Below are 12,162 nucleotides of genomic sequence, written 5' to 3' on the forward strand. Positions count from 1 at the left end.
TTATTTTGCTGACAGCTCGGTGACTCGATGTTAACCGTATGTGACATTACGCGTTTGCATTTTTCTGATATATGGAAATAATGAAAATAATTACTTCCATAATTGACATAATATGCCGAAAACAGATGATCTCGTCCTCTTTGCTCAAGTCGCCGAATGTGGCTCTTTTAGCAAGGTAGCAGAAATAAATTCGCTGACAAATTCCGTAGTTAGCAAGCGGATTAAAAAGCTCGAAGAAGGCTTAGGTGTGCAGCTTTTGTATCGCACCACGCGCAAACTGACACTGACCGATGCCGGGCGTACCTTGTATCAAGGTGCAAAAAATGTGAAGCAGGCCGCTGATGAGGCCTTTGATGCGGTCGCAGGGCTCGGGGAATCAATAACCGGCCAGATTAAAATTTCAGTGCCGACCATTTCTGGCGAGCTATTACTCGCTGAAGCGGTGGCAGCGTTTTGTGGGCAATATCCGGGCCTTAACATTGATATGTCGCTGGACAATCGCTTTGTCGATTTAATTGATGAAGGCTTTGATTTGGTTATCCGCACCGGCTACCTCGAGGACTCTAGCTTAATTGCACGCCATATTATCGACTCACAATGGGTAGTGTGTGCGGCACCCAGCTATATTGCGCGTCATGGCCGGCCGCAACATCCGATTGAGTTAAAACAACATAATTGCTTGCAATATGCCTACCAAACCACGGGGGCCAGTGACTGGGAGTTTAAAGGCGAGCACAAAAACCAAGTCATTAAAGTGGCCGGTAATTTTTCGACCGACAACCCCATCGCCTTGCGACAAGGCGCGCTAAGTGGTCATGGCATCGCGTATGTACCGCGGTGTTTAGTCTATGACGACTTGATGCAGGGCGTATTGGTTGATCTTTTTCCTGACCAAGTAGGCAAAAAGCTCGGGATTTATGCGGTATATCCATTCACTCGCCAGCCGCCTAAAAAAGTGCGTTTGCTGATAGAGCACATCCGCAATAAATACCTTGCCATTCAGCATTGCTTTTAGGAAGCAGCGCGCCGTGGGCTCATATGTTGAGCCCATGCGATAGCTGTTAGAGGCGCTATTTAAGCATTTTGGCCATTTCACGCCCTGAGCCAATGACATCGTCGATATTCGCGACCACGGTTTTAGGCAAACCGAGAATGTTGTACTCGAGCTGCTGTTCGAGCCAATCTAGCTTGGAGTCGGTGGTAACAAACTCCCCCCAAGCGACGTCGATTTTATTGGCTAAGCGAAGTATCCCCGCCAATGGCGAAAACTGCTCATTGTGTACGGGAGAAAACTGATAACGAATCGCATCGCTTAGCCCTTGAGGAAAATTCCAAGTTTGTGCAAGCTCGCCACCTAACTCGGCGCTGGTGATCCCCAAAATAAGCTGCTGTGCCTCTTGCTTGGGCTTACCCGCTTCCATATGGAGATTAATGCGGTCTAACTTGTCGTAAGCGGTGGTCATGATCAGCAACTCACCGAGATTATGGAGCATCCCTGCAGTGAATGCCTCGTTACCGTCCATTCTTAATGCATGTGCCAGGGCTTTACTCAAGGTTGCAATTTCGAACGTGTGTTGCCAAAAGGCATCCATATCCACTTCGTCATCGACGTCAAAAGCACTCATCAGTGCGCTAGACACCACCAGGGTTCTAACAGGGCCCAAACCAAGCCGGATAACCGCCTCGTTGACAGAGCCCACGTTTCGGGCGCGACCAAAATAGGCTGAATTAGACAAGCGAAGCACACGCGCGGAGATGACCTGGTCGTAGGCGATTTTTTCGGCGATTTGATTAAGCTCAGCGTCATGGCTGTTGACCAACTCAATCAACTCTTGCACGACTTTGGGAATCTTGGGGAGACGATCGATAAGCTCGACTAAGCGACTGGATTCCATAACAACTTCCTTCAGCGTTGGCTCTGATTTAACTATAGATCAGAGCCAAAGGCTTTAGGGAAAAATTACTCTGTGGCGGGGATGGCGCAGTAAGCCTGTTTTCTGGCATTAAATCGGTCTACCAGGTTTTGAATGGCCTCTTCGCAGTAGGGGCGCAAACCACTGGCCACCATGGTTTTGCATCCATTTCCCACACGCTGCCCATCGACAATAAAATCAAAGGCAAGATCGACTTTTCCGCGTTTGCCGCTCACGTGCATCACCGAATCTGATAAAGCGACATCGGCAGAGTTGATTGCGAGATCATCAAACGCCAAGCTCATTTTCTCGTACATGACTAAAGGACGTTCAGTGTTGATCATCATTTGTTGCTCCCGCATCAGTGGCACCATGATATGCGGGAAGTTCTTACCGGAAAACTGCACGTAGTGCTCGGCGATCTCTGTTGCTAGTGCTTTATCGTGACGTGTCTGACCATGGCGTGTCATGGTCAGATAAAGCTTTTGGTTATCATCGATGACGGTAACGCTATTGCCTGTATCGACAATTGATAAGGGCGTGTTGGCACTGATCATGCCATTGAATTTAATCTCGATTTGCTCGCTGATCCCTGTTTTAGCCAATAAGATAGAAAGCAGCAAATCTCCAGGCACACAGAAGCGTGACGCGTCCGTGTCATGAATCGGGTTAAAGTCGCCGGCGATACGTTTAGCAAAGTCACTTGCTTGCTGGCGAGTAAAAATCAGTTTGCCATCTTGCTCGTTGTAATAATCTTCTAGTTTCATAATGGTTAACAGATGCGAGAAATAGGCAGACATTGTAACTCAAGCGACGCGCGGCATTGGTCTAGCCAGTCATTGCATTGTCCTTTTGTGATTAGAGTCAACGACTAAGGTCTAAAGCCTTACTACTTCAATGGTAAGCATGAGCGTGTTATAAACTCAATAAACAGGTCACGGCATAGGAACGACGTATGGCATTCCCTTATCGACACATCGTAGTTTTGACAGGTGCGGGCATATCTGCAGAGTCAGGGATTAGAACCTTCCGAGATCAAGATGGCCTTTGGGAAGAGCATCATATTGAAGACGTTGCAACGCCTGAGGGTTTTGAGAGAAACCCGACCCTTGTTCAGCAGTTTTATAATGATCGTCGGCGCCAGTTACAAGGAGAAATCACCCCCAACCCGGCCCACGAGGCTCTGGCACGCCTAGAGCAGGAAACCGAGGCCACTGTGCTTGTTGTGACCCAAAACATTGATAATCTTCACGAGCGCGCGGGCACACACAATATCATTCATATGCACGGTGAGCTGTTAAAGGCGCGTTGTAGCCACTCGCAGCAAACCATCGATTGGACCGGCGATATTCAGGTGTCCGATCACTGCCATTGTTGCCAAATGCCCGCTCCGCTGAGACCACACGTGGTGTGGTTCGGAGAGATGCCTCTGGGAATGGGGAAAATTCATGATGCCCTTAATCAAGCGGATTTGTTTATTTCTATTGGCACCTCTGGGGCGGTGTATCCCGCGGCAGGGTTTGTGCACGAAGCGGCAATGCATGGTGCGCACACTATTGAAATAAACTTGGAGCCCAGCGCCGTGGAAAGTGAATTTAATGAGCGGCGTTACGGGAAGGCGAGCACACTCGTGCCTGAGCTGGTGGAGGAAATTCTGGCACTGGAGCAGTAACGCAAGAGGATACAGATAGAAAAGGGCTGCTGGTGGAATAGCAGCCCTAGCGCACGGGTTACTTTAACCTGTCTTTCGCGAGCCACTGCGAGCACATAACCAACACCAATGAGACCAACAGCATGATGGTGGCAAGCGCATTCACTTCTGGTGACACGCCCACTTTTACCATCGAATAGATCTTTAATGGCAAAATTTCATAGCTTGGCCCTGTCACAAACGAGCTAACGATGACGTCGTCCAGCGAAAGGGTAAAACTTAGTAGCCAACCGGCACCAACCGCCGGTGCCGCCAGTGGCAAAATAATCTTGCTAAGGATCACCCATTCGCTCGCGCCTAAATCACGCGCCGCTTCAAGCATTTTAACGTCAAAGCCATTTAAGCGGCTATAAACAGTGACCACTACGAATGGTAAGCAGAAGGTGATATGAGAGAGCAGTAGGGTCAAAAAGCCCAGTTGTGCGCCCATCAACACAAATAGCGCCAATAACGAAATAGCCATCACAATGTCCGGGGACATCATCACCACAAAGAGCATGCCATTGACAAATTGTCTGCCACGAAAGCGGTAGCGAAAGAGGGCGACGGCAGTCAAGCTACCAATAATGGCGGCAGCACTAGCAGAAAAGACCGCAATGGTTAATGAGTTACCCGCCGCTTGCATCAGGCTATGATTATTGATCAGCTGCCCATACCACTCCCAGGTAAAGCCTTTCCAACTCATGCCAAATTTGCTGGCATTGAACGAGTTAACGATCAGAACCAGGATAGGGATGTAGAGAAAGGCGTAAACCAAGGAGAGAAAACTGTTTCTAAGCCACCGGATCATAATGCCTCCTTGCGATTCATCCACTTACCCACACGCCAATACGCAAACAGCAACAGCCCCATTAACACTGTCAGAGAAATACTGGCCGCTGAGCCAAACGGCCAATCGCGAACGTTCAAAATCTGACTTTTAATCACGTTACCAATCAGTAGGTTTTTTGCGCCTCCGAGCAAATCCGAGACGTAGAACATGCCTAGCGCAGGGAGAATCACGAGCAAGCTGCCGGCAATAATGCCGGGTGTGGTCAGTGGCAGGATCACCCGCAAAAAGCATTGGAGTTTATTGGCACCTAAATCACGCGCCGCCTCCAAATAGCTACGATCGAGTTTCTCGATGCTCGAATACAAGGGCAGGATCATAAATGGCAGCAAAATATAGACAAGGCCCACCATCACCGCATATTCGGTATACATGATGCGAACGGGGCGTTCTATTAAGCCAAGCCACATCATACTTTCATTGAGCAGCCCTCGAGTGCCAAGAAAGATTTTTAGCCCGTACGTGCGGATCAAAGAGTTGGTCCAAAAGGGGACAATCACTAAAAACAGCATCAAAGGTCGTGTGCTTTTCGGCATTTTGGCAATAATAAACGCGAATGGATAGCCAATCAGTAGGCAAATCAGGGTCGCCAAGGCCGCCATGTAGAATGAGTGCCAGACCACTTTGGCATAAAGCGGATCGAGCAGTTTTGCATAATTGCTTAGCGTAAAGGTCATCTCGATGAGATCAGCGTCATCGCGAGTTAAAAAGCTGGTCGCGATAATCATTAGGTTGGGTAAAAAAACAAAGACCAGCAACCAACCCACGACCAAGCCTACGATGGCGGTTTGCAGATTAAGCTTTTTCATCGGCCAATACCACCTCCCAGCTTTCTACCCAGGTCAGAGCGACTTTCTGATCGATGGAGTGATCAACGTCAGGATCGTCTTCATTAAAGAACTCGCTCACCATCACGGTTTGCCCTGATGGCAACTCGAGTACCGAGTCGAGGGTCATGCCCTTGTAATTTCGCTCGCGTACGTAGCCCACAATACCATTAGGCTCGGCATTGCCATGAATCTCTTCTAAGCGGATGTCTTCAGGGCGAAGCAATACCTTGATCGCGTCACCCGGATGCACATCGAGCTTGCAATAAACCTCACACTCACGAGATTCAACCCGGGCCCAAATACGCTTGTCATCAATGTGTTTGATGACAGTGGCATCAAACACATTGATTTCGCCAATAAAGCGTGCCACGAATAAATTCTTAGGCTCTTCATAAATCTCACGCGGTGAGCCGTCTTGCTCGATTTCGCCATCACGCATAACGATAATACGATCTGACATCGAGAGGGCTTCTTCTTGGTCGTGGGTAACGAAGATAAAGGTAATCCCAAGCTTGCGCTGCAGCTGTTTCAGCTCCATCTGCATTTGTTTGCGCAGTTTGTAATCGAGTGCAGAAAGGGATTCATCCAGCAAGAGCACGCTCGGTTTATTCACCACGGCACGTGCGATTGCGATACGTTGCTGCTGTCCGCCAGACAATTGATGAGGTTTACGAGAGGCATAATGGTCAAGTTGTACCATTCGCAGCGCTTCCATCACTCGAGGTTCAATCTGGTGATGATCCACGCCCTGCATGCGTAGGCCAAAAGCGACGTTTTCAAACACTGTCATGTGTGGGAAAAGGGCATAGCTTTGAAAGACAGTGTTTACATTGCGTTTTTCTGCTGGCAGGTTAGTGACATCTTTACCATCGATAACGACAGCGCCACTGTCGGCATCTTCCAGCCCCGCAATCAAACGGAGCACTGTTGTTTTGCCACAGCCTGAAGGGCCAAGGATAGTTAGGAATTCTCCGTTATTGACCGTTAGGTTGAAACGGGAGATGATTTCTTTGCCGTCGAAACTTTTGGTTAGTGACGCGAGCTCGACAACCGGTTTGTGAGATACATTTGCGTGCTTCAATGGTTCGTTCTCTCTCTACCTGGCAAATTGTCTTGTACATTCGTACCCATAAAACAGACGGCGCATAATAGACGCGTGGCAATCGAAGTTAAAGCAGTTTTTCGCGCGTGTTGGCACTTGTGTCTCTGTTGTCCATTAAGGTATCCAGCCTAAACCAGACCATTATCTACGCAAAGCCAATCTGGTTATTTTTCCTTATTTGTCAGAATGGTTTTTGGCTATGGGTTACAGTCAGATATACTGGGTGCATTAGTCATGATAGATAACGATTATGAGTCAACAAGAATACAATAATGCTTTACATATCGGTGGGTCGGTAGAAACGGCGCTAAACGGTCGCTACCGGCTCGATCCATTTGAGATAATCAAAGAAGCCTTCTCTCAGACCTTCAAGCACTTCTGGTCGTTTTTGCCCGCCACCTTGTGCCTATTCGCGGCTCAAATAGGTATTTTAATGCTGATGCTGACGTTGTTGTTGGGGGCACCGTCGCATTTATTTGAGGCATTGGTCGGTCAACGTGAGCTGACCACAGATATGATTTCATCTGTGTGGTTGGCGAATTTTACTTCTGAGGTTCTGATTGCGCCATTATATGCGGGGGCGAGCTTAATGGGCTTGAGTCACGCTATAGGGTTTCGTTCTAAACCACGCCATTTGCTAAAAGGGTTGGTATTTGCGTTGCCCGTGACGGTGGTGATCTGCCTGTCAGCGACACTGCAAAGTGTGGCGAGTATGATTTTTCCATTGCTGAGCCTGTATGTTGCGATGGCATTTTCCATGTCGCCGTTATTGATTTGTGAAAAGCGTCTCACGCCAGTTAAAGCACTTACCGTATCCTTTCGAGCGGTAAACAAGAAATTGTTCCAAATGGCAACCATCTATGCGGTTGTAGGCGTGCTATTTCTCATTTCTTTTGCCACTGCTGGCTTTGCCTTGGTTTGGGCGTTACCCTTTCTCTTCAACGTTAAAGGTGTGATTTACCGAGAAATGTTTGGCGTTGGTGTCGAGGTGACAGTGTCACAAAATGAGAATAAAGAAGGGGCGTCACACAGTACGACTAACTCGTCGTCACCTGACCAAGACACCTTTGACGCCTAATTCCGCTTTAAGCCTGCAACTGGAGTTCCGATGAAAAAACTAGCCAGTGTACTGGTTATGCTGGGAATGGTGAGTGTCCCGGCCAGTGCCGATACATACCGCTTTAGCTACAGCAAGCTATTTACTCAGCTTAAACATAACGTAGAAGAAGGGCACCCTGATATTGGCGTGGCGTACTTTATGGTCTCGGCCGAGTCGGGAGAGGTTTGTCCGATTTCTCGCGCATGGATGAGCAAGGAAGAACATTATGAAGCGTTTGATATCCCAGCCTCTCAAGCGTTACCGCTTCCTCTTGATAACCAGCTCCGCAAAGTGAATCCGGATGTTTTTGTTGAAACGCCCGCCGATCGAAACTGTGATATCTCGTTCCAAGTGTTGGTTGATAAGCCCGTAGGAAAGCAATTAACTAGCCAGCAGATCCAGGGCTGGTTGCCTCAGATGGACACCATGATGGAAAACTTAGGCGGGATGTTTGCTTCTTGGTTTATGCCTAAGGCGCAGGGCGTGGTTCTACATTTTGCGCCCTCGGTGACCGGCGCGGTGACCAGCAGTGAGGGGAATAAATACCCCATCGATGCTCACCAAGCCATTATCGATGTTAATCGTCTTGGCGATAGCACCACGTTAACGCTGCCAGATGCCCCCATCAAAGTGTCGCCTTGGTTGCCTAAAAACGGATAAACGGGTAGAGGCTTCAAGCCTGTACTGAGCTTCAAAGATACAATGCGCACTATGATGTAGAAGATTGAAACGACCAAAAAACGCCCACTGTCTGAGGTGGGCGTTTTTATTAGCAGGCCATTTAGCGCCAACTATGATTCTGCCATGCTTCAAACACTATGTGCCGACATTGACCACGTCGAGTGATAAATTAGGGTCAACTTCTACAGGGCTTTCTGAAACGGGCGCCGGATCGGTAAAGTTTTCTTTATCGAATGCAGTATCGCCGTCTCCCTCAAACGCCATCCCCGCTGCGACGGATTTAAAATCAAACAGCTCGATATCGGCCATATGGGAAGGGACGATATTTTGCATGGCTCGGAACATCGTCTCAATACGGCCTGGATACCGCTTGTCCCAATCTCGGAGCATATCTTTGATCACTTGGCGTTGTAGGTTGGGCTGTGAGCCACAAAGGTTACACGGAATGATCGGGAAAGCCTTTTGCTCTGAGTAACGCTCAATGTCTTTTTCTCGGCAATAGGCCAGTGGACGGATCACCACATGTTCGCCGTTATCAGAGACGAGCTTCGGTGGCATGCCTTTCATCTTGCCGCCGTAGAACATGTTTAAAAGCAAAGTCTCTAATATGTCGTCTCGATGGTGACCCAATGCAATTTTGGTCGCCCCCAGCTCTTTCGCTGTGCGATATAAGATACCGCGGCGAAGTCGCGAGCATAGGGAACAGGTTGTCTTGCCCTCAGGCACTTTCTCTTTGACGATGGAGTAAGTGTCTTCTTCAACAATTTTGTACTCGACGCCTAAGCTCTCCAAATACGCTGGCAAAATGTGCTCAGGAAACCCAGGTTGCTTTTGATCTAAATTGACCGCAATGAGTTGGAATGAAACTGGCGCGCTCTTTTGCAGGCTTTGCAGCATATCAAGCAAGGTATAGCTGTCTTTGCCGCCTGATAAACAAACCATGATGCGATCGCCGTCTTCAATCATATTAAAGTCGGCAATCGCTTGTCCGGTGTTGCGACGAATGCGCTTTTGCAGTTTATTAAATCCGTATTTTTGTGCTTTGCTCAGCTCTTCGGTGCTCATAAGTACTATCGCGTTGTCAGGCAAGGTAAACGCATTACACTGCCAGTGTGCATGAATGGCGGGTATGATACGGATTTTGACCACAAATGCCAGTCACCCGCAGGCAGTGAATGCCACTGCCTGCTAGATAAGGGAATGAGAAAGGTTAATCGTTAGCGCGAGGATCGAGTGGGCTAATGTAGCCATCAGGTTTAATGGCAAGTAAGTCACAGTCGAGTTGATCAATCATGTGCTCTGCGGTATTGCCAATGAACACCGCGGATAAGCCAGTGCGTCCTGTGGTACCGAGAATAACAAGCTCGGCATCCAACTCTCCGGCAATGTTGGGGATAACATCTTCCGGCAACCCTTCTTGGACATGCGTGCGTGTTTCTTCGATATGATGGCGCTGACGCAAGGCTTTCATGGCGGTGAGATGATGACCTCTCACCGCATCGGTATAGGATGTCGGATCAAAGTCAGGCAGCTCGATAGTAATATTCACCGGGGTGGCGGGGTAGGCATTAGCCAGGTGCAACTCAGCCCCTAGCATAGCACTCATGATATTCCCCTCATCGACTAATTTGTCGTTGAGCTCAGCGTGGGTCTCGGTTTCAGATGCCACATGCACAGAGGCAACGATCTTGCCTTTATCTGGCCAACCATGGTCTTTAACTAATAATACTGAACTTGGGCATTTGCGTAACAAGTGCCAATCGGTGGGTGTAAAGATGACCGAGCCTAGAGTGTCGTGCTGGTGTGTCGCTTTAACCACCAAATCGTGGTGGTGGCTCAGCACGCGTTCAACGATCGCCTCGTAAGGACGATTATGCCATACCACGACTTTTTCGATTTCACACTCTTGAGCTTGATGCGTTTGAATAATCTCATTCATCCACTCTTCACGTTGGTGCATCACACCTTGGCGCATCGCTTGCCGCTCATCCGATGAGAGCATGGATGTCATTTCGTAAGAGAAATCATAAATAGCAAGAAAGAGGGTAAGCTTAACCTTTGCATCACTTCGCTGGCTAAGCGTGACCGCACGCGAAAGTGCAGGCTGTTGTTCTTGGGAAGGATCAATGACGACGAGCAGGTTCGTGTACCTAGACATATCTGCCTCCTTTGCACAGATGCATCAGTTAATTTCACTTTAACCTACTTCGCCCGTTCACGCGAAAGAAATTGCTTACCATAGAGCAAAAAAGAGAAATGGCGCATAAAGCGCCATTTATTAACAACTTATTTACTTCTGTCTGCTAAACAACGCATTCTTCATCCGCAAGACGAGCAAGCTCTTCTAAGTCTAGAACCGTGATATATTTCCCTTTGACCGCCAAGATTTCTGACTTTTGGAAGCGGCCTAATAAGCGACTAATCGTTTCAACGGTTAGGCCAAGGTAGTTACCAATGTCACCTCGTGTCATGGTAAGACGGAACTCACGCGGAGAGAACCCACGCTGAGAAAAGCGCTTCGAGAGGCTATAAAGGAAAGCGGCCAAGCGTTCTTCAGCCGTTTTCTTCGATAAAAGCAAAATCATATCCTGATCGCCTTTTATCTCATTGCTCATTAGTCGCATGATTTGCTGGCGAAGCTTAGGCACCTTCCCAGAGAGGTCATCAAGCGTGTCGTAGGGGATCTCACAAATCATTGACGTTTCTAGCGCTTGAGCAAAGCTGGGGTGCTCACTATCGTTAATAGCATCAAAGCCTACCAAATCGCCGGCAAGGTGGAAGGCAGTTATCTGCTCATCCCCTTGTTCTGTGATTGTGTAGGTCTTAACCGTACCTGAACGAATCGCATACAGCGCTCGTAGACTATCACCGGCTTTGAACAACTCTTGGCCTTTCTGAATAGGTTTTTTTCGCTCAATGATGCTATCCAGTTGATCCAACTCTTGCTCATTTAACGTAAAGGGAATGCACAGTTGGCTAATACTGCAATCTTGACAATGAAYTGCGCAGCCGCCTGACTGAACCCGCCGAGTGATGATCTTATTAGACACCATACACCTGCCTGAAATTGATTAACGTCAATATACATATTACACCATGATTATGTGCTAGGTCGACCTTATATCAGGAGTTTGAGTGCTGAATAGGCCGTGTAAAAGCCATAAAGCGCCAACATTGTGGCACATATCAAACGCAGTAAGTGGTTGTTAAGAATGGGCTTCACCCGCTCTGCAAGGGCGCCAACAGTTAACATCGCCGGTAACGTTCCGAGGCCAAACCCCAGCATTACAAGGCCGCCGCCTGAGGCACTGCCAGCGACGGCAGCCCAACTGAGCGCTGAGTAAACCAGCCCGCAGGGCAGCCAGCCCCAAACAAGGCCAAAGGGATAGGCATATAACGGCGAACGCAGTGGCATTAGCTTGGATGTTAGCGGAGAGATAATTCGCCAGAGTTTGCTACCCAGTCGCTCAATATAGCTAAGGCCATTCCATACTTGGGCCATATAGGCTGCCAATAGTAACATCATGATGGCCGCAAACAGTCGCAATACCGCAAGATGCTGCGTTAAATCGGACAAAGCAAGCAACGAGGCCACAGCGCCACCAATCATCGCGCCAGCAAGCGTATATGAGCTGATACGCCCCAAGTTATACAAGAGAAGGTATGGCCATTTGGCCTTTTGCGAAGGAATGCCAAGCGACATAGCCGCAGCGACCCCGCCACACATCCCCAAGCAGTGACCTGCCCCGAGCAGACCAATGATGAGGGCACCTATAAAATCAACGTTTGTCATCTTGGGTCGACGCGTCAGGAGCGGTGGGTTGGCTTGATTGTGATCCGGTGTCTTTCTCCGGCTCTTCTTCATCAAAAAGGATCGAAGAGCCTTGCCGTTCTAGATCCTCGAATTGATCAGATTTGACCGCCCAGATAAAGACAACGGCCGCCACGCAAACCAACATGATGGCGATAGGGATCAAAATGTACAAACTAGCCATAA

Annotated in this window: 14 protein-coding genes; 4 read left to right on the forward strand and 10 right to left on the reverse strand. The window is 48.6% G+C overall.

Annotation, left to right across the window (positions count from 1 at the left end):
• Positions 1-112 precede the first annotated feature (112 nt).
• Positions 113-1,015 carry a LysR family transcriptional regulator gene (locus tag BZG13_RS08075; protein WP_069362393.1) on the forward strand — a complete coding sequence of 301 codons (903 nt, stop codon included), beginning with the start codon at positions 113-115 and terminating at the stop codon, positions 1,013-1,015.
• A 55-nt stretch (positions 1,016-1,070) separates the two neighbouring features.
• Here BZG13_RS08075 and BZG13_RS08080 read toward each other — a convergent pair whose 3' ends face one another.
• The gene (locus BZG13_RS08080) at positions 1,071-1,895 is read right to left on the reverse strand and encodes an HDOD domain-containing protein (RefSeq protein ID WP_077486250.1); all 825 of its coding nucleotides are present in this window, start codon (positions 1,893-1,895) and stop codon (positions 1,071-1,073) included.
• A 65-nt stretch (positions 1,896-1,960) separates the two neighbouring features.
• Positions 1,961-2,680: a DUF3581 family protein gene (locus BZG13_RS08085; RefSeq protein WP_077486283.1), complete on the reverse strand. Its 720-nt coding sequence runs from the start codon at positions 2,678-2,680 to the stop codon at positions 1,961-1,963.
• Between the two features lie 188 nt (positions 2,681-2,868).
• Here BZG13_RS08085 and cobB point away from each other — a divergent pair, with 188 nt between their 5' ends.
• Positions 2,869-3,585 carry a Sir2 family NAD+-dependent deacetylase gene (cobB, locus tag BZG13_RS08090; protein ID WP_077486251.1) on the forward strand — a complete coding sequence of 239 codons (717 nt, stop codon included), beginning with the start codon at positions 2,869-2,871 and terminating at the stop codon, positions 3,583-3,585.
• Between the two features lie 58 nt (positions 3,586-3,643).
• Here cobB and potC read toward each other — a convergent pair whose 3' ends face one another.
• Genes potC through potA form a run of 3 tightly spaced genes read right to left on the reverse strand, consistent with a single transcriptional unit; the run spans position 3,644 to position 6,364 of the window.
• Entirely contained in the window at positions 3,644-4,414 is a 771-nt protein-coding gene (gene potC / locus BZG13_RS08095) for a spermidine/putrescine ABC transporter permease PotC (RefSeq protein WP_077486252.1), read from the reverse strand.
• A complete protein-coding gene (potB, locus tag BZG13_RS08100; RefSeq protein WP_069362397.1) occupies positions 4,411-5,262 on the reverse strand; it encodes a spermidine/putrescine ABC transporter permease PotB in 852 nt (283 codons plus the stop codon). The genes potC and potB overlap by 4 nt, the downstream gene beginning before the upstream one ends.
• A complete protein-coding gene (potA, locus tag BZG13_RS08105; RefSeq protein WP_069362398.1) occupies positions 5,249-6,364 on the reverse strand; it encodes a spermidine/putrescine ABC transporter ATP-binding protein PotA in 1,116 nt (371 codons plus the stop codon). The genes potB and potA overlap by 14 nt, the downstream gene beginning before the upstream one ends.
• Positions 6,365-6,635: 271 nt before the next feature.
• Here potA and BZG13_RS08110 point away from each other — a divergent pair, with 271 nt between their 5' ends.
• Both BZG13_RS08110 and BZG13_RS08115 read left to right on the forward strand, forming a co-directional pair.
• Positions 6,636-7,463 carry a hypothetical protein gene (locus BZG13_RS08110; RefSeq protein WP_069362399.1) on the forward strand — a complete coding sequence of 276 codons (828 nt, stop codon included), beginning with the start codon at positions 6,636-6,638 and terminating at the stop codon, positions 7,461-7,463.
• 30 nt (positions 7,464-7,493) lie between these two features.
• Positions 7,494-8,144, forward strand: coding sequence for a DUF2987 domain-containing protein (locus BZG13_RS08115; protein WP_069362400.1), 651 nt, complete (start codon positions 7,494-7,496; stop codon positions 8,142-8,144).
• Positions 8,145-8,300: 156 nt separating this feature from the next.
• Here BZG13_RS08115 and ttcA read toward each other — a convergent pair whose 3' ends face one another.
• From ttcA to ccoS, 5 genes are all read right to left on the reverse strand, one after another.
• Positions 8,301-9,230: a tRNA 2-thiocytidine(32) synthetase TtcA gene (gene ttcA, locus BZG13_RS08120; protein ID WP_077459075.1), complete on the reverse strand. Its 930-nt coding sequence runs from the start codon at positions 9,228-9,230 to the stop codon at positions 8,301-8,303.
• A gap of 145 nt (positions 9,231-9,375) precedes the next feature.
• Positions 9,376-10,323, reverse strand: coding sequence for a universal stress protein UspE (gene uspE / locus BZG13_RS08125; RefSeq protein ID WP_077486253.1), 948 nt, complete (start codon positions 10,321-10,323; stop codon positions 9,376-9,378).
• Between the two features lie 145 nt (positions 10,324-10,468).
• A complete protein-coding gene (locus tag BZG13_RS08130) occupies positions 10,469-11,218 on the reverse strand; it encodes an FNR family transcription factor (RefSeq protein WP_077486254.1) in 750 nt (249 codons plus the stop codon).
• Between the two features lie 65 nt (positions 11,219-11,283).
• Complete coding sequence (locus BZG13_RS08135) at positions 11,284-11,958, reverse strand: sulfite exporter TauE/SafE family protein (protein WP_077486255.1); 675 nt, start codon at positions 11,956-11,958, stop codon at positions 11,284-11,286.
• Positions 11,945-12,160, reverse strand: a complete 216-nt coding sequence (gene ccoS, locus BZG13_RS08140) for a cbb3-type cytochrome oxidase assembly protein CcoS (RefSeq protein WP_077459072.1) — start codon at positions 12,158-12,160, stop codon at positions 11,945-11,947. The genes BZG13_RS08135 and ccoS overlap by 14 nt, the downstream gene beginning before the upstream one ends.
• Positions 12,161-12,162: the final 2 nt, after the last annotated feature.

It is taken from the genome of Salinivibrio sp. ML323 (assembly GCF_001995745.1).
Lineage (GTDB): Bacteria > Pseudomonadota > Gammaproteobacteria > Enterobacterales > Vibrionaceae > Salinivibrio > Salinivibrio kushneri.

Excerpts from the sequence above, each read along its gene's own strand:
- BZG13_RS08075 (WP_069362393.1), top strand. The coding sequence starts at position 113 with ATGCCGAAAACAGATGATCTCGTCCTCTTTGCTCAAGTCGCCGAATGT.
- BZG13_RS08080 (WP_077486250.1), bottom strand. The coding sequence starts at position 1,895 with ATGGAATCCAGTCGCTTAGTCGAGCTTATCGATCGTCTCCCCAAGATT.
- BZG13_RS08085 (WP_077486283.1), bottom strand. The coding sequence starts at position 2,680 with ATGAAACTAGAAGATTATTACAACGAGCAAGATGGCAAACTGATTTTT.
- cobB (WP_077486251.1), top strand. The coding sequence starts at position 2,869 with ATGGCATTCCCTTATCGACACATCGTAGTTTTGACAGGTGCGGGCATA.
- potC (WP_077486252.1), bottom strand. The coding sequence starts at position 4,414 with ATGATCCGGTGGCTTAGAAACAGTTTTCTCTCCTTGGTTTACGCCTTT.
- potB (WP_069362397.1), bottom strand. The coding sequence starts at position 5,262 with ATGAAAAAGCTTAATCTGCAAACCGCCATCGTAGGCTTGGTCGTGGGT.
- BZG13_RS08110 (WP_069362399.1), top strand. The coding sequence starts at position 6,636 with ATGAGTCAACAAGAATACAATAATGCTTTACATATCGGTGGGTCGGTA.
- BZG13_RS08115 (WP_069362400.1), top strand. The coding sequence starts at position 7,494 with ATGAAAAAACTAGCCAGTGTACTGGTTATGCTGGGAATGGTGAGTGTC.
- ttcA (WP_077459075.1), bottom strand. The coding sequence starts at position 9,230 with ATGAGCACCGAAGAGCTGAGCAAAGCACAAAAATACGGATTTAATAAA.
- uspE (WP_077486253.1), bottom strand. The coding sequence starts at position 10,323 with ATGTCTAGGTACACGAACCTGCTCGTCGTCATTGATCCTTCCCAAGAA.
- BZG13_RS08135 (WP_077486255.1), bottom strand. The coding sequence starts at position 11,958 with ATGACAAACGTTGATTTTATAGGTGCCCTCATCATTGGTCTGCTCGGG.
- ccoS (WP_077459072.1), bottom strand. The coding sequence starts at position 12,160 with ATGGCTAGTTTGTACATTTTGATCCCTATCGCCATCATGTTGGTTTGC.